Annotated in this window: 18 protein-coding genes and 7 tRNA genes; 19 read left to right on the top strand and 6 right to left on the bottom strand. The window is 55.0% G+C overall.

Translation table 11 applies throughout. From position 1 onward, the window contains the following. Position 1 precedes the first annotated feature (1 nt). The 18 genes from cydX (at position 2) to pnuC (ending at position 9,602) form a co-directional block, all read left to right on the top strand. On the top strand, positions 2-115 hold the full coding sequence (cydX, locus tag PGS10_RS03730; protein WP_004100325.1) for a cytochrome bd-I oxidase subunit CydX: 114 nt from the start codon (positions 2-4) through the stop codon (positions 113-115). Then, complete coding sequence (gene ybgE / locus PGS10_RS03735; RefSeq protein WP_045393047.1) at positions 115-405, top strand: cyd operon protein YbgE; 291 nt, start codon at positions 115-117, stop codon at positions 403-405. The genes cydX and ybgE overlap by 1 nt, the downstream gene beginning before the upstream one ends. Positions 406-565: 160 nt before the next feature. Next, positions 566-970, top strand: coding sequence for a tol-pal system-associated acyl-CoA thioesterase (gene ybgC, locus PGS10_RS03740; RefSeq protein ID WP_004859689.1), 405 nt, complete (start codon positions 566-568; stop codon positions 968-970). Further along, on the top strand, positions 967-1,659 hold the full coding sequence (gene tolQ / locus PGS10_RS03745) for a Tol-Pal system protein TolQ (protein ID WP_015704769.1): 693 nt from the start codon (positions 967-969) through the stop codon (positions 1,657-1,659). The genes ybgC and tolQ overlap by 4 nt, the downstream gene beginning before the upstream one ends. 3 nt (positions 1,660-1,662) lie before the next feature. Further along, positions 1,663-2,091, top strand: a complete 429-nt coding sequence (gene tolR, locus PGS10_RS03750; RefSeq protein WP_015367661.1) for a colicin uptake protein TolR — start codon at positions 1,663-1,665, stop codon at positions 2,089-2,091. Between the two features lie 90 nt (positions 2,092-2,181). Next, positions 2,182-3,486, top strand: a complete 1,305-nt coding sequence (gene tolA / locus PGS10_RS03755) for a cell envelope integrity protein TolA (protein ID WP_316422457.1) — start codon at positions 2,182-2,184, stop codon at positions 3,484-3,486. 130 nt (positions 3,487-3,616) lie between these two features. Next, the gene (tolB, locus tag PGS10_RS03760; protein WP_015367659.1) at positions 3,617-4,909 is read left to right on the top strand and encodes a Tol-Pal system beta propeller repeat protein TolB; all 1,293 of its coding nucleotides are present in this window, start codon (positions 3,617-3,619) and stop codon (positions 4,907-4,909) included. A 34-nt stretch (positions 4,910-4,943) separates the two neighbouring features. Continuing rightward, positions 4,944-5,468, top strand: a complete 525-nt coding sequence (pal, locus tag PGS10_RS03765) for a peptidoglycan-associated lipoprotein Pal (protein ID WP_002895068.1) — start codon at positions 4,944-4,946, stop codon at positions 5,466-5,468. A 9-nt stretch (positions 5,469-5,477) separates the two neighbouring features. After that, positions 5,478-6,278: a cell division protein CpoB gene (cpoB, locus tag PGS10_RS03770; protein ID WP_047049205.1), complete on the top strand. Its 801-nt coding sequence runs from the start codon at positions 5,478-5,480 to the stop codon at positions 6,276-6,278. Between the two features lie 161 nt (positions 6,279-6,439). Beyond that, positions 6,440-6,515 (top strand) — tRNA-Lys (locus PGS10_RS03775). A 128-nt stretch (positions 6,516-6,643) separates the two neighbouring features. Continuing rightward, a tRNA-Val gene (locus PGS10_RS03780) sits at positions 6,644-6,719 on the top strand. A 2-nt stretch (positions 6,720-6,721) separates the two neighbouring features. Beyond that, a tRNA-Lys gene (locus PGS10_RS03785) sits at positions 6,722-6,797 on the top strand. 150 nt (positions 6,798-6,947) lie between these two features. Beyond that, a tRNA-Val gene (locus PGS10_RS03790) sits at positions 6,948-7,023 on the top strand. A gap of 3 nt (positions 7,024-7,026) precedes the next feature. Continuing rightward, a tRNA-Lys gene (locus PGS10_RS03795) sits at positions 7,027-7,102 on the top strand. A 47-nt stretch (positions 7,103-7,149) separates the two neighbouring features. After that, positions 7,150-7,225 (top strand) — tRNA-Lys (locus PGS10_RS03800). A gap of 132 nt (positions 7,226-7,357) precedes the next feature. After that, a tRNA-Lys gene (locus PGS10_RS03805) sits at positions 7,358-7,433 on the top strand. Between the two features lie 370 nt (positions 7,434-7,803). Beyond that, positions 7,804-8,847, top strand: coding sequence for a quinolinate synthase NadA (gene nadA / locus PGS10_RS03810; protein WP_047049507.1), 1,044 nt, complete (start codon positions 7,804-7,806; stop codon positions 8,845-8,847). 35 nt (positions 8,848-8,882) lie between these two features. Further along, positions 8,883-9,602 carry a nicotinamide riboside transporter PnuC gene (gene pnuC / locus PGS10_RS03815; protein WP_015367656.1) on the top strand — a complete coding sequence of 240 codons (720 nt, stop codon included), beginning with the start codon at positions 8,883-8,885 and terminating at the stop codon, positions 9,600-9,602. Here the strand turns inward: pnuC and zitB are convergent. Then, on the bottom strand, positions 9,599-10,537 hold the full coding sequence (zitB, locus tag PGS10_RS03820) for a CDF family zinc transporter ZitB (RefSeq protein WP_015367655.1): 939 nt from the start codon (positions 10,535-10,537) through the stop codon (positions 9,599-9,601). The two genes, pnuC and zitB, sit on opposite strands and share 4 nt — an antisense overlap. A gap of 115 nt (positions 10,538-10,652) precedes the next feature. After that, complete coding sequence (locus PGS10_RS03825; RefSeq protein WP_047049202.1) at positions 10,653-11,024, bottom strand: YbgS-like family protein; 372 nt, start codon at positions 11,022-11,024, stop codon at positions 10,653-10,655. 315 nt (positions 11,025-11,339) lie between these two features. On the opposite strand from PGS10_RS03825, the gene aroG reads away from it, so the two are divergent. Beyond that, positions 11,340-12,392 (top strand): 3-deoxy-7-phosphoheptulonate synthase AroG, encoded by a 1,053-nt coding sequence (gene aroG / locus PGS10_RS03830; protein ID WP_015367653.1) that lies wholly within the window; start codon positions 11,340-11,342, stop codon positions 12,390-12,392. Between the two features lie 110 nt (positions 12,393-12,502). Here the strand turns inward: aroG and gpmA are convergent, their stop codons facing one another. The 4 genes from gpmA to galT all read right to left on the bottom strand — a co-directional run bounded on the left by gpmA (position 12,503) and on the right by galT (position 16,724). Next, a complete protein-coding gene (gene gpmA, locus PGS10_RS03835; protein WP_015367652.1) occupies positions 12,503-13,255 on the bottom strand; it encodes a 2,3-diphosphoglycerate-dependent phosphoglycerate mutase in 753 nt (250 codons plus the stop codon). Positions 13,256-13,489: 234 nt separating this feature from the next. Then, positions 13,490-14,533, bottom strand: a complete 1,044-nt coding sequence (gene galM / locus PGS10_RS03840) for a galactose-1-epimerase (protein ID WP_316422458.1) — start codon at positions 14,531-14,533, stop codon at positions 13,490-13,492. Beyond that, a complete protein-coding gene (gene galK / locus PGS10_RS03845) occupies positions 14,527-15,675 on the bottom strand; it encodes a galactokinase (protein ID WP_045395085.1) in 1,149 nt (382 codons plus the stop codon). The genes galM and galK overlap by 7 nt, the downstream gene beginning before the upstream one ends. Further along, positions 15,672-16,724, bottom strand: a complete 1,053-nt coding sequence (gene galT, locus PGS10_RS03850; RefSeq protein WP_047049199.1) for a galactose-1-phosphate uridylyltransferase — start codon at positions 16,722-16,724, stop codon at positions 15,672-15,674. The genes galK and galT overlap by 4 nt, the downstream gene beginning before the upstream one ends. Between the last annotated feature and the right edge of the window lie 29 nt (positions 16,725-16,753).

Raw genomic sequence — 16,753 nt, forward strand, 5'->3', positions numbered from 1 at the left:
TATGTGGTACTTCGCATGGATTTTGGGAACGCTGCTTGCCTGTGCCTTTGGGGTGATTACCGCGCTGGCGCTTGAGCACGTGGAAGCTACCAAAGCAGGTAAAGAAGAGCATTGATGAAAATTATCGCGACCCTTTACGCGATAATGGACAAGCGCCCGTTAAGGGCGCTTTCCTTATTAATGGCGCTGCTGCTGGCAGGCTGCATCTTCTGGGATCCTTCGCGCTTTGCGGCGAAGACCAGCGAGCTTGAAATCTGGCATGGTTTCTTGCTGATGTGGGCGGTGTGCGCCGGCGTCATTCACGGGGTGGGCTTTCGTCCGAAGGCCGTGCACTGGCAGGGGATTTTTTGTCCGCTTATCGCTGATATCGTTCTCTTCGCAGGCCTGATCTTTTTCTTCTTTTGAAAGATAAGAGTATAAGAGAAGTCTGTTAACCGCATGGGCTTGCATAAGCCCATAAAAATTTACTCGCCGTTTACTTTCTCCCATTCCAAACCACGATTCCCGCGCGTATAGTAGCGAAGTTTGAAAGCACTACTCTTTTTTTGCATTACCGGGATGTAAAGTGAATACAACGCTGTTTCGATGGCCGGTCCGGGTCTACTACGAAGATACCGATGCCGGTGGTGTGGTTTACCACGCCAGTTACGTCGCTTTTTATGAAAGAGCACGCACAGAGATGCTGCGCCACCATCACTTCAGTCAGCAGGTTCTGTTGGCTGAACGAGTTGCCTTTGTCGTTCGCAAAATGACGCTGGAGTATTTTGCGCCCGCCAGACTCGACGACATGCTCGAAATCCAGACGGAAATTACCTCGATGCGAGGCACCTCTTTGGTTTTCACGCAGCGAATCGTCAACGCCGAGAATACAGTTTTGAACGAAGCTGAAGTTCTCATTGTGTGCGTTGATCCACTCTTAATGAAGCCTCGTGCGCTTCCCAAGTCTATTGTCGCGGAGTTTAAGCAGTGACTGACATGAATATCCTTGATTTGTTCCTGAAGGCAAGCCTTCTGGTTAAACTTATCATGTTGATTTTGATTGGTTTTTCTATCGCTTCCTGGGCTATTATTATTCAGAGAACGCGTATCCTCAATTCCGCCAGCCGCGAAGCCGAAGCGTTTGAAGATAAGTTCTGGTCCGGCATTGAACTGTCTCGCCTGTACCAGGAGAGCCAGGGCCGTCGCGATAGCCTCGCCGGTTCCGAGCAGATTTTTTACAGCGGCTTTAAAGAGTTCGCGCGTCTGCATCGCGCCAACAGCCATGCGCCGGAAGCGATTGTCGAAGGGGCGTCGCGCGCGATGCGTATCTCGATGAACCGCGAACTGGAAACGCTGGAAACGCATATTCCGTTCCTTGGCACCGTGGGTTCCATCAGTCCGTATATTGGCCTGTTCGGTACCGTCTGGGGGATCATGCACGCCTTTATCGCCCTCGGCGCGGTGAAGCAGGCGACGCTGCAGATGGTTGCGCCGGGGATCGCGGAAGCGCTGATCGCCACGGCAATCGGTCTTTTCGCCGCCATCCCGGCGGTTATGGCCTACAACCGTTTGAACCAGCGCGTGAACAAACTTGAACTGAACTACGACAACTTTATGGAAGAGTTCACCGCCATTCTGCACCGTCAGGCGTTTACCAGCAGCGAAAGCAATAAGGGGTAAGCCATGGCCAGAGCACGTGGACGCGGACGTCGCGAACTGAAGTCCGAGATTAACATCGTTCCGCTGCTGGATGTCCTGTTGGTGCTGTTGCTGATCTTCATGGCGACAGCGCCGATCATTACGCAGAGCGTGGAAGTCGATCTGCCGGACGCCACGGAGTCGCAAGCGGTGAAAAGCAACGATGAACCACCGGTTATCGTTGAAGTCTCCGGAGTAGGGCAGTACAGCGTGAAAGTCGGTCAGGAAACGTTGTCCCAACTGCCGCCGGAGCAGGTCATTGCTGAAGCGAAGCGCCGACTCGAAGCGAATGAGAAGACGGTGTTCCTTATCGGCGGCGCGAAAGATGTGCCTTACGATGAAATTATTAAAGCGCTTAACCTGTTGCATAGCGCAGGGGTTAAATCGGTTGGCTTAATGACCAAGCCTATTTAATCGTCCCGCGAAGCGAGCGGCGGTGGATATCGATAGCATTCCGCCGCTGCTTTTAAGCGGCAACAGGCGAACAGTTTTTGGGAACCGATAGTGTCAAAGGCAACCGAACAAAACGATAAGCTTAAACGAGCGATCATAGTTTCAGTGGTGCTGCACATCATTCTGATTGCGCTACTGATCTGGAGTTCGTTCGATGAGCATCTGGATACTTCCGGCGGCGGCGGAGGTTCGTCCATTGATGCGGTGATGGTCGATCCTGGCGCGGTAGTCAACAACTACAACCGCCAGCAGCAACAGCAGTCCAGCGCGCGTCGCGCGGCCGAGCAGCGTGAAAAGCAGGCTCAGCAGCAGGCCGAGGAACTGCGGGAAAAACAGGCTGCCGAGCAGGAACGCCTGAAGCAAATGGAACAAGAACGTCTGCAGGCGCAGGAAGCGGCGAAAGAAGCGAAAGAACAGCAGAAACAGGCTGAAGAGGCCGCAGCCAAGGCTGCCGCCGCGGCAAAAGCGAAAGCGGATGCCCAGGCGAAAGAGGCGCAGGAAGCTGCCGCCAAAGCCGCCGCCGATGCCAAAGCGAAGGCCGATGCCCAGGCGAAAGTCGCGGAAGCGGCTGCCGCTAAGGCGGCTGCCAAAGCGGCAGCCGACGCCAAGAAGCAGGCGGAAGCCGAAGCGGCGAAAGCCGCCGCGGATGCGCAGAAGAAAGCCGAAGCGGAAGCGGCGAAAAAAGCTCAGCAGGATGCAGAGAAGAAAGCGCAGCAGCAGGCCGAGAAGAAAGCTCAGCAGGAAGCGGCGAAACAGGCTGCGGCAGAAAAGGCCGCTGCCCAGAAAGCTGCCGCGGAAAAAGCTGCAGCCGAGAAGGCCGCTGCTGAAAAAGCCGCAGCTGCCGAAAAAGCCGCGGCCGCCAAAGCAGCCGCCGCAGAAAAAGCGGCGGCTGATAAAGCGGCCAAAGCCGCAGCCGCGAAGGCCGCCGCGGCCAAGAAAGCCGCTGCAGCTAAAGAAGCAAGCGGTGTTGACGATCTGCTCGGCGATCTGAGTTCAGGTAAGAATGCGCCGAAAACCGGCGGTGGAGCTAAAGGCAATGGCCAGCCATCGAAAGATAGCGGCGCCTCTGGCGCCAACGGTGGGGCTACGGGCGCTGATATCAGCGCATACGCAAAGCAAATACAAATGGCTATTCAAAGCCGCCTGTATGATGCCAGCCTCTATCAAGGCAAGCGTTGCGTGTTGCATATCAATCTTAGGCCTGACGGTACATTGAAGGATATCACCTCTGAAGGAGGCGACCCTGCGCTGTGTCAGGCGGCATTAACGGCAGCACGTACTGCGAGTATTCCTAAACCGCCAAGTCAGGCTGTTTATGAGAAAATAAAAAATGCCACACTAGACTTTAAACTGTAATCGTTTTTCCCCGTGCAAGCGGGGAAAAACAATCTATGGTAGTCACAGGGTTTTGGTAGTTTTGTGTATTTGGGTTTGTTAACATTCTGCTAAATTATCGTGGGCTTTCCGCCCGGATAAGGGAGATATGATGAAGCAGGCATTACGAGTAGCATTTGGTTTTTTGATGCTGTGGGCGGCGGTGCTGCACGCAGAAGTACGCATCGAGATCACCCAAGGGGTGGACTCGGCGCGCCCCATCGGTGTGGTGCCATTCCAGTGGGCTGGCCCGGGCGCTGCGCCTGAAGATATTGGCGGCGTGGTAGCGGCTGACCTGCGCAATAGCGGCAAGTTTAATCCGCTGGATCGCTCGCGCCTGCCTCAGCAGCCGGGTAGCGCTCAGGAAGTGCAGCCTGCGGCATGGTCCGCGCTGGGCGTTGACGCCGTGGTCGTAGGCCAGGTGACGCCAAACCCTGACGGTTCTTACCAGGTTGCCTATCAGCTGGTGGATACCGGCGGTGCGCCGGGTACCATCCTGTCGCAAGGCTCTTTCAAAGTGACCAAGCAGTACCTGCGTTATGCCGGACATACTGCCAGCGACGCGGTATTTGAAAAGCTGACCGGAATTAAAGGCGCTTTCCGTACCCGTATCGCTTACGTGGTTCGCACCAACGGCGGCCAGTTCCCGTATGAGCTGCGCGTCTCTGACTACGATGGCTACAACCAGTTCCTGGTTCACCGTTCATCGCAGCCGCTGATGTCGCCGGCATGGTCTCCGGACGGTTCTAAACTGGCCTATGTGACCTTCGAAAGCGGCCGTTCCGCGCTGGTAGTCCAGACGCTGGCGAATGGCGCAGTCCGTCAGATTGCCTCCTTCCCGCAGCACAACGGCGCGCCGGCCTTCTCGCCGGATGGCAGCAAACTGGCATTCGCACTGTCGAAAACCGGTAGCCTGAACCTGTACGTGATGGACCTCGGCTCCGGCCAGATTCGTCAGGTGACTAACGGTCGCAGCAATAACACCGAACCGAGTTGGTTCCCGGATAGCCAGAACCTGGCGTTTACTTCCGACCAGGCTGGCCGTCCTCAGGTGTATAAAGTCAACATCAACGGCGGTACGCCGCAGCGTATTACCTGGGAAGGTTCACAGAACCAGGATGCTGACGTCAGCGCTGATGGTAAAATTATGGTAATGGTAAGCTCGGCCAACGGTCAGCAACACATTGCTAAGCAAGATCTGGAAGCGGGTGGTGTACAGGTTCTGTCATCAACGTTTTTAGATGAAACGCCAAGTCTGGCACCTAACGGCACTATGGTAATCTACAGCTCTTCTCAGGGGATGGGATCCGTGCTGAATCTGGTTTCTACAGATGGGCGTTTCAAAGCGCGTCTTCCGGCAACTGATGGACAGGTAAAATTCCCTGCCTGGTCGCCGTATCTGTGATAATAAATAATTGATTATTAAAGGAATCAAAGAAATGCAACTGAACAAAGTGCTGAAAGGGCTGATGATCGCTCTGCCGGTTATGGCAATCGCGGCGTGTTCTTCTAACAAGAACGCCAGCAACGACCAGAGCGGTGAAGGCATGCTGGGTGCCGGCACTGGTATGGACGCTAACGGTAACGGCGGCAACATGTCTTCCGAAGAGCAAGCGCGTCTGCAGATGCAGCAGCTGCAGCAGAACAACATCGTTTACTTCGATCTGGACAAGTACGATATCCGTTCTGACTTCGCTGCAATGCTGGATGCGCACGCTAACTTCCTGCGTAGCAACCCGTCCTACAAAGTGACCGTAGAAGGTCACGCGGATGAGCGCGGTACTCCGGAATACAACATCGCTCTGGGTGAGCGTCGTGCTAACGCCGTTAAGATGTATCTGCAGGGCAAAGGTGTTTCTGCTGACCAGATTTCCATCGTTTCTTACGGTAAAGAAAAACCTGCAGTACTGGGTCATGACGAAGCGGCATATGCCAAAAACCGTCGCGCCGTACTGGTTTACTAAGAGAATTGCATGAGCAGTAACTTCAGACATCATTTATTGAGTCTGTCGTTACTGGTTGGCATAGCGGCCCCCTGGGCCGCTTTTGCTCAGGCGCCAATCAGTAGTGTCGGCTCAGGCTCGGTCGAAGACCGCGTCACTCAACTTGAGCGTATTTCCAATGCTCACAGCCAGCTTTTAACCCAACTCCAGCAACAGCTCTCCGATAACCAAAGCGATATTGATTCCCTGCGCGGTCAGATTCAGGAAAATCAGTATCAGCTCAATCAGATTGTCGAACGCCAGAAGCAGATTCTGCAACAGATCGACGGACTGACGAGCGGTGGCGGAGCAGCGGCAGCAGGCGCGCAGGCGCAGGCTCAGTCATCTTCCGGCGATCAGAGTTCGGCTACCGCCAGTACAGCGCCAGCGGCCTCTGGGGCGCCAGCGATGACCGGGGATGCCAACACCGATTACAACGCGGCTATTGCGCTGGTAAAAGATTCGTCCCGCCAGGATGACGCGATGGTCGCGTTTCAGAACTTCGTCAAGAAGTACCCGGATTCAACTTATCAACCGAACGCCAACTACTGGCTCGGACAGTTGAACTACAATAAGGGGAAAAAAGACGATGCGGCATACTATTTTGCCTCGGTGGTGAAAAACTATCCGAAATCCCCGAAAGCGCCGGATGCGATGTTTAAAGTCGGCGTCATCATGCAGGACAAAGGCGACACCGCGAAAGCGAAAGCGGTTTACCAGCAGGTGGTCAGCAAATTCCCTGGCACCGATGGTGCGAAACAAGCGCAAAAACGTCTTAACGCCCTGGGTTGATTATGGCATGACCAGAAATCGCGTTATTTCTGGTCTTGTCGCGCGAATCCCAAGCAGTTAAGTGATCTTTATCGAAATTTTAGTTGCGCTGAAATCTGAAATCAGTAATATATGCCGCCGTTGCCAAGGGATATCGAACAAGCCCAAAGCGACGCCAGAGTGGGTCGTTAGCTCAGTTGGTAGAGCAGTTGACTTTTAATCAATTGGTCGCAGGTTCGAATCCTGCACGACCCACCAATCGTTCTGGTGGAACGCGATAGTAAAACGTGAAGGATAACGTTGCGTCAGCAACGGCCCGTAGGGCGAGGCAAAGCCGAGTCATCCTGCACGACCCACCACTTAGTAGAAGTATCCAGCGCAGTATCGGGTGATTAGCTCAGCTGGGAGAGCACCTCCCTTACAAGGAGGGGGTCGGCGGTTCGATCCCGTCATCACCCACCACCGGGTCGTTAGCTCAGTTGGTAGAGCAGTTGACTTTTAATCAATTGGTCGCAGGTTCGAATCCTGCACGACCCACCATCTTTAGCATCGAACTTCGATGTTAAACGTGAAGGATAACGTTGCTTCAGCAACGGCCCGTAGGGCGAGCGAAGCGAGTCATCCTGCACGACCCACCATCTTAATGATGGGGTCGGTGGAAGCAGTATCGGTAGTATCCAGCGCAGTTTCGGGTGATTAGCTCAGCTGGGAGAGCACCTCCCTTACAAGGAGGGGGTCGGCGGTTCGATCCCGTCATCACCCACCACTCGGGTCGTTAGCTCAGTTGGTAGAGCAGTTGACTTTTAATCAATTGGTCGCAGGTTCGAATCCTGCACGACCCACCATCTAAAATGATGGTGCCGAGTACAAAATCTTTCAGGTAACACCCTTAGGGTCGTTAGCTCAGTTGGTAGAGCAGTTGACTTTTAATCAATTGGTCGCAGGTTCGAATCCTGCACGACCCACCAATCTTTAACGGTGGTTTCTGGTAGAACGTGAAGGATAACGTTGCGATAGCAACGGCCCGTAGGGCGAGGCAAAGCCGAGTCATCCTGCACGACCCACCATCCTGAATGATTACAGCAGTAAAATCCCGCAAGGGGTCGTTAGCTCAGTTGGTAGAGCAGTTGACTTTTAATCAATTGGTCGCAGGTTCGAATCCTGCACGACCCACCATTCAACATTGAACTTTGATGTTGAACGTGAAGGATAACGTTGCGTCAGCAACGGCCCGTAGGGCGAGGCGAAGCCGAGTCATCCTGCACGACCCACCAATGTAAAAAGGCGCCCTAAAGGCGCCTTTTTGCTATGCGTCATTCTCCACAATCAACTCCATGTTCGCACCACGCTTACCGTGGCTAAATAAGGCACGAACCGGTAGCCCGGGAAGATGCGCAGCATCGTCCCCGGGGAATACAAAATTCATCACGACATTTCGCTTGCGATCGGCTATCTTGTTTAGCATATAAAACATAGTAACCGTATTATGGCGATACATAGCGATATTTACGGTTTCAAAGTTAAGCCAGTAAAACGAGATTGCATGATGAGCGTAATGTTTGATCCTGAAACGGCGATTTATCCTTTCCCGCCAAAACCACAACCGTTGAACCGTGACGAAAAAGCGTTTTACCGCGAGAAAATTAAACGCCTGCTGCGTGAGCGCGACGCCGTGATGGTGGCGCATTACTACACCGATCCCGAAATTCAGCAACTGGCCGAAGAGACCGGCGGCTGTATTGCCGACTCGCTGGAAATGGCGCGTTTTGGCGCGCGTCACCCGGCCTCCACGCTGCTGGTTGCCGGAGTGCGTTTTATGGGCGAAACGGCCAAAATTCTTAGTCCGGAAAAGACCATCCTTATGCCGACGCTGAATGCGGAGTGCTCGCTGGATCTCGGCTGTCCCATTGATGACTTTAATGCGTTTTGCGATGCTCACCCGGATCGCACCGTGGTGGTCTATGCCAATACGTCGGCGGCGGTAAAAGCGCGCGCCGACTGGGTGGTGACCTCCAGCATCGCGGTGGAGTTGATTGAACATCTCGATAGCCTCGGACAAAAGATACTTTGGGCGCCGGACCGCCATCTTGGTCGCTATGTACAGCGCCAGACCGGGGCCGACGTGTTGTGCTGGCAGGGCGCCTGCATCGTCCATGATGAATTCAAAACCCAGGCGCTGGCGCGCATGAAGGGGCTCTACCCCGATGCGGCGATCCTGGTGCATCCGGAATCACCGCAGGCGATTGTCGACATGGCGGATGCGGTAGGATCAACCAGCCAATTAATTGCCGCGGCGAAAAGCCTGCCGCAGCGCCAGCTTATCGTGGCTACCGATCGCGGGATCTTCTATAAAATGCAGCAGGCGGTACCGGAAAAAGAGCTGCTGGAAGCGCCTACGGCAGGTGAGGGCGCAACCTGTCGCAGCTGCGCCCATTGTCCATGGATGGCGATGAACGGCCTGAAAGCGATAGCGCAAGGGTTAGAGCAGGGCGGCATTGAACACGAAATTCACGTCGACGCCAAACTGCGTGCCGGGGCATTAATTCCGCTTAACCGTATGCTGGAATTTGCGGCTACACTACGGGGATAACTCATTACCGCGTCGCGTTACGCTTAGGGGATAAAATGGATTTTTTCAGTACGCAGAATATTTTAGTGCATATACCGATCGGCGCCGGCGGCTACGATCTGTCGTGGATTGAGGCGGTGGGGACCATCGCCGGCCTGCTGTGCATCTGGCTGGCGAGCCTGGAAAAAATCAGCAACTATGCCTTCGGCCTGGTGAACGTAACGCTTTTTGCGATCATCTTCTTCCAGATCCAACTGTACGCCAGCCTGCTGCTGCAGCTGTTTTTCTTCGCGGCGAACGTTTACGGCTGGTACGCGTGGTCAAGGCAGACCAGCGATAACGAAGCGGAACTGAAAATTCGCTGGCTGCCGCTGCCAAAAGCGCTAGCCTGGCTGGCGGGCTGCGTAGTGGCTATCGGCCTGATGACGGTGTTTATTAACCCGGTGTTTGCCTTCCTGACCCGCATCGCCGTCAACCTGATGCAAATGCTCGGGCTACAGGTGGCGATGCCGACGCTGGAACCCGATGCTTTCCCATTCTGGGATTCCTGCATGATGGTGCTGTCGATTGCCGCGATGGTATTGATGACGCGTAAATACGTGGAGAACTGGCTGCTGTGGGTGATCATCAACGTCATCAGCGTGGTGATTTTCGCTCTGCAGGGCGTGTACGCGATGTCGCTGGAGTATTTGCTGCTCACGTTCATTGCCCTGAACGGCAGCCGGATGTGGATTAACAGCGCGCGTGAGCGAGGTTCTCACGCGCTTTCACGTTAATGGTGATGATGATGCTCATGTCCGGAATGCGCCAGATTCAGGTGGCATTCCGGGCCGCTGCAGGGGCGATACTCCATCTGTACCGTCACATGCTCAATTTCATATTTATGCTCAATAAAATGCTGGATGCTATCAAGTAGCGCATCATGATCGTGTGGCGGCACGACCTGTACATGTAGCGTCATCACCGGTTTTTCCCCTACCAGCCAGACGTGAACGTGATGAACGTCGCGGACTTCAGGTATCGAGCGGCGTAGATCGCGGCCTAATGCTTCGACATCCAGCGAGCGCGGCGCCCCTTCCAGCAGCTCATTCATACTCTCCTGCAGCAGCCGCCAGGCGCTACGCAGCACTAAACACGACACCAGCACCGAGAGGATCGGGTCAATCGGCGTCCAGCCGGTCATCAGAATCACGATAGCGGCCACGATGGCGCCGACGGAACCCAACAAATCGCCCAGTACATGTAGCGCCGCCGCGCGAACGTTAAGATTACTTTCGGCGCTGCCGCGATGCAGGATCCAGAAGGCGAGAATATTGGCCAACAGTCCGGCGACGGCGATAACCATCATGGTTTTTCCCGCGACCGGCTGCGGATGGTTAAAACGCTGTACCGCTTCCCAGAAGATGAAAATGGTAATGACTACCAGGGCGATGGCGTTGACGAAGGCGGCGAGAGTGGTTAAACGCAGCCAGCCAAAGGTGTGGCGGCTATTTGGCGGCCGGCTGGCGAAGCGTACCGCCAGCAGAGCGAACAGGAGGGCGGCGGAGTCGGTGAGCATATGTCCGGCATCGGCCAGCAGGGCCAGCGAACCGGAAATGACGCCGCCGATGGCCTCAATAATCATAAAACCGGCGGTTACGATAAAAGCCCAAAGCAGCCGGTTGGCGTTACTGTTTTCGCCAGCAGGGGTCGGTGAATGTGCATGTGCCATGATGTCATCCCTTAATAGTTATCATTATTACACTATGACATCTTACCGAAATTCAGCGAACAAAGGGATCGAGGTGAACGTTGGTCACCTCGATCCCTTTTCTTACCCGTTTCAATTACTGCGTAGTGCCATCCGTTTTGCTGGCATCGTGGTTCATACCATTGCCGCTTTCCATTTTTTTATCCGTATCCGGACAGCGTCCATCTTTGCACATGCTGTTTTTATGGACCTCGTCGCTCGACATTCCGTCATGATTCATCGTCGAACCATCAGGGTGAAGCATGGTGCCACCGGAGTTAATTTTGTCGTTATCGACATTATTAGGCGCCACGTTTTCACGGGCATCGGGCGCAACCTGTCCGGCATCAGCGGCGGAATTGGCCTGGCCGTTGTTCGATTGCGCGCCGCTATCGGCGGCCAGTGCGGCGCCGCTGGCTAAGCTTAAGGTGGCGGTGATAAGTAGGGCTGTGAGTTTATTCATATTCATCGGATACTCCTGCTTAGTCGATTTGTTGGCTAAACGCGGCCAACAGAGATGTGCCAGGGATCTGCGGTGCTATGGTTTAACACTCCGCCTTAGCGTGAGGATTTAAAATATAATACTGAAAATAAACATTTAATTGGATGTTGCAGTTAAAAATTGTAGTTGGCTGGCGGGATTTCGCTACTTTATGGCGTATTTTTCCCTAATTCCAGGATTATTCCATCGTCAGTGTAAAATCACGTTTACACTTTTTGACCGAAGAGATAGATTGGAAGGATTGCATTTCATTGTATAAGTATGGCAACGCCTGGAAAGAAGATGAATTATCAGAACGACGATTTACGCATTAAAGAGATCAACGAATTATTACCTCCCGTTGCGCTCCTGGAAAAATTCCCCGCTACCGAAAATGCTGCCAATACCGTTGCACATGCTCGCAAAGCGATCCACAACATCCTCAAAGGCAACGACGATCGTCTGCTGGTGGTAATTGGTCCGTGCTCTATTCACGACCCTGCCGCGGCGAAAGAGTACGCCAGCCGCCTGCTGACGCTGCGTGAAGCGCTCAAAGGCGAGTTGGAAATCGTTATGCGCGTCTATTTTGAAAAACCGCGCACCACCGTCGGTTGGAAGGGGCTAATTAACGATCCGCATATGGATAACAGCTTCCGCATCAACGACGGGCTGCGTATCGCGCGTAAGCTGCTGCTGGAAATCAACGACAGCGGTTTGCCAGCGGCGGGCGAGTTCCTCGACATGATCACCCCGCAATATGTGGCGGACCTGATGAGCTGGGGCGCAATCGGCGCGCGTACCACTGAATCCCAGGTGCACCGTGAACTCTCTTCCGGCCTCTCGTGCCCGGTTGGCTTCAAAAATGGCACCGATGGCACCATCAAGGTCGCTATCGATGCGATCAACGCAGCTGGCGCGCCGCACTGTTTCTTATCGGTAACGAAGTGGGGCCATTCCGCTATTGTGAACACCAGCGGCAACAGCGATTGCCATATCATTCTGCGCGGCGGTAAAGAGCCGAACTATAGCGCTCAGCACGTTGCCGAAGTGAAAGTGGGTCTGGCAAAAGCCGGTCTGCCGGCGCAAATCATGATCGACTTCAGCCACGCTAACTCCAGCAAGCAGTTTAAAAAGCAGATGGAAGTCGGCGCCGACGTGTGCCAGCAGATTGCCGGCGGTGAAAACGCGATTATGGGCGTGATGATTGAAAGCCACTTGGTGGAAGGCAATCAGAGCCTGGAAAGCGGCGAACCGCTGACCTACGGCAAGAGCGTGACCGACGCCTGCATCGGCTGGGAAGATACCGAGACCATCCTGCGCCAGCTGGCGGATGCGGTTAAAGCGCGCCGCGGCTAGCCTGTGCTTTACCATCGCTGGCTGCCTTCGCGTTGCGCCAGCGATAGCTAAAAATAAAAAAGCGTGGAAAATTCCACGCTTTTTTGTTGCCGAAATAATTCAGTTGCGTATTACTTCGCTTTACCCTGGTTGGCGACGGCCGCGGCCTTCGCAGCGATTTCGTCAGCATTGCCCAGGTAGTAGTGTTTGATCGGCTTGAAGTTTTCATCGAACTCATACACCAGCGGTACGCCGGTCGGGATGTTCAGTTCGAGGATTTCGTCTTCGCCCATGTTGTCGAGGTATTTCACCAGCGCACGCAGGGAGTTACCGTGAGCGGCGATAATGACGCGCTCGCCGCTTTTCAGGCGCGGCAGAATGGTTTCGTTCCAGTAAGGTACGACGCGGTCGATGGTCAGCGCCAGGCTCTCGGTGGTCGGCAGTTCCGCATCGGTCAGCTTCGCGTAACGCGGATCGTGGCCCGGATAACGTTCGTCATCTTTGGTCAGTTCCGGCGGGGTGACGGCAAAGCCGCGACGCCACTGTTTAACCTGCTCGTCGCCATACTTCTCAGCGGTCTCCGCTTTGTTCAGGCCCTGCAGCGCGCCGTAATGACGTTCGTTCAGTTTCCAGGATTTCTCAACCGGCAGCCAGGCCTGATCCAGTTCGTCCAGCACGTTCCACAGGGTGTGGATGGCACGTTTCAGCACGGAGGTATAAGCAAAATCAAAGCTGAAGCCTTCTTCCTTCAGCAGTTTACCCGCCGCTTTCGCTTCGCTAACGCCTTTTTCAGACAGGTCAACGTCGTACCAACCGGTGAAACGGTTTTCGTTGTTCCATTGGCTCTCGCCGTGACGGACTAGTACCAGCTTAGTTACAGCCATTCTCTTACTCCTCCTACACGCAACCCGACTACTGTGGTGTATGTGTTTATTGATTGATAACTATTCTCATTATATTGCCGTGATTTACCTCACGGCAATGCTTATCCCTAACCATAGCGAAAATAGTGACGCAGTGTAAGATGCTTGTAAAACACAGGTTAGCTTTTTGTCTTTTAGCGGTGCAAATTACAGCAAAAAGGCGAAAAAAAACCCTCCGCAGGGAGGGCTATGGCGTTATCTGGCGATAAACTGATATTCCGTCAGGCTAACGTACTCGGCGCCGGGCCGTAATACGCAATCTGGCTGCGGCCAATGCGGATGATTGGGGGAGTCCGGCAGGAACTCGCTCTCCAGCGCCAGCCCTTGCCAGTCGCCGTAAGGTTGACTGCCGCGCGATGGCGTGCCGCCGAGATAGTTACCGGAATAAAACTGCAGCGCCGGGGCCGAGGTATACACCGTCAGCTGTAGCTTTTCATCCTGCGACCAGACATGCGCCGCCGGCTGGCGGGCGTCGCCTTTGGCCTGCAGCAGAAAGGCGTGATCGTAACCTTTCACTTTTTGCTGGTCAGCATCGGCAAGAAACTCTCCGGCAAGCACTTTCGGCGCGCGGAAATCAAAACTGGTGTACTCCACGTCGCGCAAATCGCCATACGGAATACCGTCGCTCTCGACCGGCAAATACTGGTCGGCGAAAATCTGCAGACGGTGGTTGCGCACGTCGCCCTGCACGCCATCAAGATTGAAATAGACGTGATTAGTCATATTCACCGGACAGGGTTTATCTACGGTGGCGCGATACTCAATCGAAATACGGTTATCGTCAGTCAGACGATAGCGCGCCGTTGCCTGCAGGTGGCCAGGGTAGCCCTGATCGCCGTCGGCGGAGTCGAGCGCGAATAGTACCTGGCTGTCGTCATGGCTGATAATTTGCCAGCGGCGCTTGTCGAAGCCGTCCGGCCCACCGTGGAGCTGGTGGCCCGCGTCGGTAGAAGGGGACAGCGCCACGCTATGGCCGTCAAGCGTAAAGCGGCTGTGGGCTATGCGGTTAGCGTAGCGGCCGACCGATGCGCCCAGAAATGCCGCCTGCTGGCGATATTGCTGCGGCGTCGCGCAACCAAGTAACGCTTCGCGCAGGCTGCCATCGGCAAGGGGCACTTGCGCGGAGAGTAGCGTCGCGCCCCAGTCCATCACCGTTACGGTCATCCCGGCGTTATTACGCAGCGTTATCACGTTCCACGGCTGTCCGTCGGGCGCGAGTTCGCGGGTTAGCGTTAGCATTGGCCGGCTCCCTGGGATGGTTTGCAGACGTAAAAAGTCTCTTTAATGCCGGTTTTCGCTTCATACTGAGCGGCTACCGCCTGCTGTACTTTTTCAACCAATGCTTCCGGCATCAGGGCAACGATACAGCCGCCAAAGCCGCCGCCGGTCATCCGCACGCCGCCCTTGTCGCCGATAACCTCTTTGACAATCTCAACCAGCGTATCAATTTGCGGTACGGTGATTTCAAAATCATCGCGCATGGAAGCGTGAGACTCCGCCATCAGTTCGCCCATACGCTGCAGGTCGCCGTTTGCCAGCGCCTTCGCCGCTTCAACGGTACGAGCGTTTTCGGTTAATACATGACGCACGCGTTTCGCCACAATCGGGTCCAGCTCGTGGGCCACGGCATTAAACTGCGCAAGCTCAACGTCACGTAGAGCGGGCTGCTGGAAGAAACGCGCGCCGGTTTCACACTGTTCGCGGCGGGTGTTGTATTCGCTGCCGACCAGCGTGCGTTTAAAGTTGCTGTTGATAATCACCACCGCGACGCCTTTCGGCATCGACACCGCTTTGGTGCCAAGGGTACGGCAGTCGATCAGCAGCGCATGATCTTTTTTACCCAGCGCCGAAATAAGCTGGTCCATAATGCCGCAATTACAGCCGACGAACTGGTTTTCCGCTTCCTGGCCGTTAAGGGCGATTTGCGCGCCGTCGAGCGGCAGATGATACAGCTGCTGGAACACGGTACCGACGGCGACTTCCAGCGACGCCGAGGAGCTTAACCCCGCGCCCTGCGGTACGTTGCCGCTGATGACCAGATCGGCGCCGCCGAAGTGGCTATTGCGCTTTTGCAGATGTTTGACCACGCCGCGGACGTAGTTTGACCACTGTTGGGTGTCGTGGCTAACGATGGGCGCATCGAGGGAAAACTCGTCGCGCTGGTTGTCATAATCGGCGGCAATGACCCGCACGATACGGTCGGAACGCGGCGCGCAGCTGACTACGGTTTGATAGTCAATGGCGCACGGCAGCACGAAACCATCGTTGTAATCGGTATGTTCGCCAATCAGGTTGACGCGGCCCGGCGCCTGAATGACGTGACTGGCAGGGTAGCCAAACTGTTCAGCAAACAGCGCCTGGGTGTTCTCTTTCAGACTCATTGTTCAACTCCTGATTCACGAAAATGGATATCGCTAACGGCACGTAACTTTTCGGCGGCTTGTTCCGCCGTGAGATCGCGCTGGGTTTCGGCTAGCATTTCGTAACCGACCATAAATTTGCGCACCGTGGCGGAGCGCAACAGCGGCGGGTAAAAGTGAGCGTGCAGCTGCCAGTGTTGATTATCTTCGTTATTAAACGGCGCGCCGTGCCAGCCCATGGAGTAGGGGAAGGAGGTCTGGAACAGGTTGTCGTAACGGCTGGTCAGCTTTTTCAGCGCCAGCGCCAGGTCGTGGCGCTGGGCTGCGGTTAAATCGGTCAGGCGCTGGATATGCGCTTTTGGCAGCAGCAGCGTCTCAAAGGGCCAGGCCGCCCAATAGGGGACCACGGCCAGCCAGTGTTCGGTTTCTACAACGGTACGGCTGCCGTCGGCCAGTTCGCGTTGCACATAATCCACCAGCATCGGTGAACCCTGCTCAGCGAAATATTTTTTTTGCAGACGGTCTTCACGTTCCGCCTCATTAGGCAGGAAGCTGTTGGCCCAAACCTGGCCGTGAGGGTGTGGGTTGGAGCAGCCCATCGCCGCCCCTTTATTTTCGAAGACCTGGACCCAGGGATAACTTTTCCCAAGGTCCGCGGTCTGCTCTTGCCACGTTTTAACCACGCCTTCCAGTGCTTCAATGCTCAGTTCCGGCAGCGTTTTGCTGTGGTCTGGCGAGAAGCAGATAACCCGACTGGTGCCGCGCGCGCTTTGGCAGCGCATCAGCGGATCGTCGCTCTCCGGGGCGTCCGGCGTATCGGTCATCAATGCCGCAAAATCGTTGGTAAACACGTAAGTGCCGGTGTAATTCGGGTTAGTGTCGCCGGTGACGCGGGTATTACCCGGGCACAAGAAACAATCCGCATCGTGCGCGGGCAACGTTTGTTTTGCCGGCGTCTCCTGCGCCCCTTGCCAGGGGCGCTTGGCACGATGCGGTGAAACCAGAATCCACTGCCCGGTTAACGGGTTATAACGACGGTGCGGATGGTCGACGGGGTTAAATTGCGTCATGGTATTTCCTTAGAGCCTTTCCTTTAGGC

It is taken from the genome of Klebsiella sp. 141153 (assembly GCF_032601995.1).
GTDB classification, from domain to species: Bacteria; Pseudomonadota; Gammaproteobacteria; order Enterobacterales; family Enterobacteriaceae; genus Klebsiella; species Klebsiella aerogenes.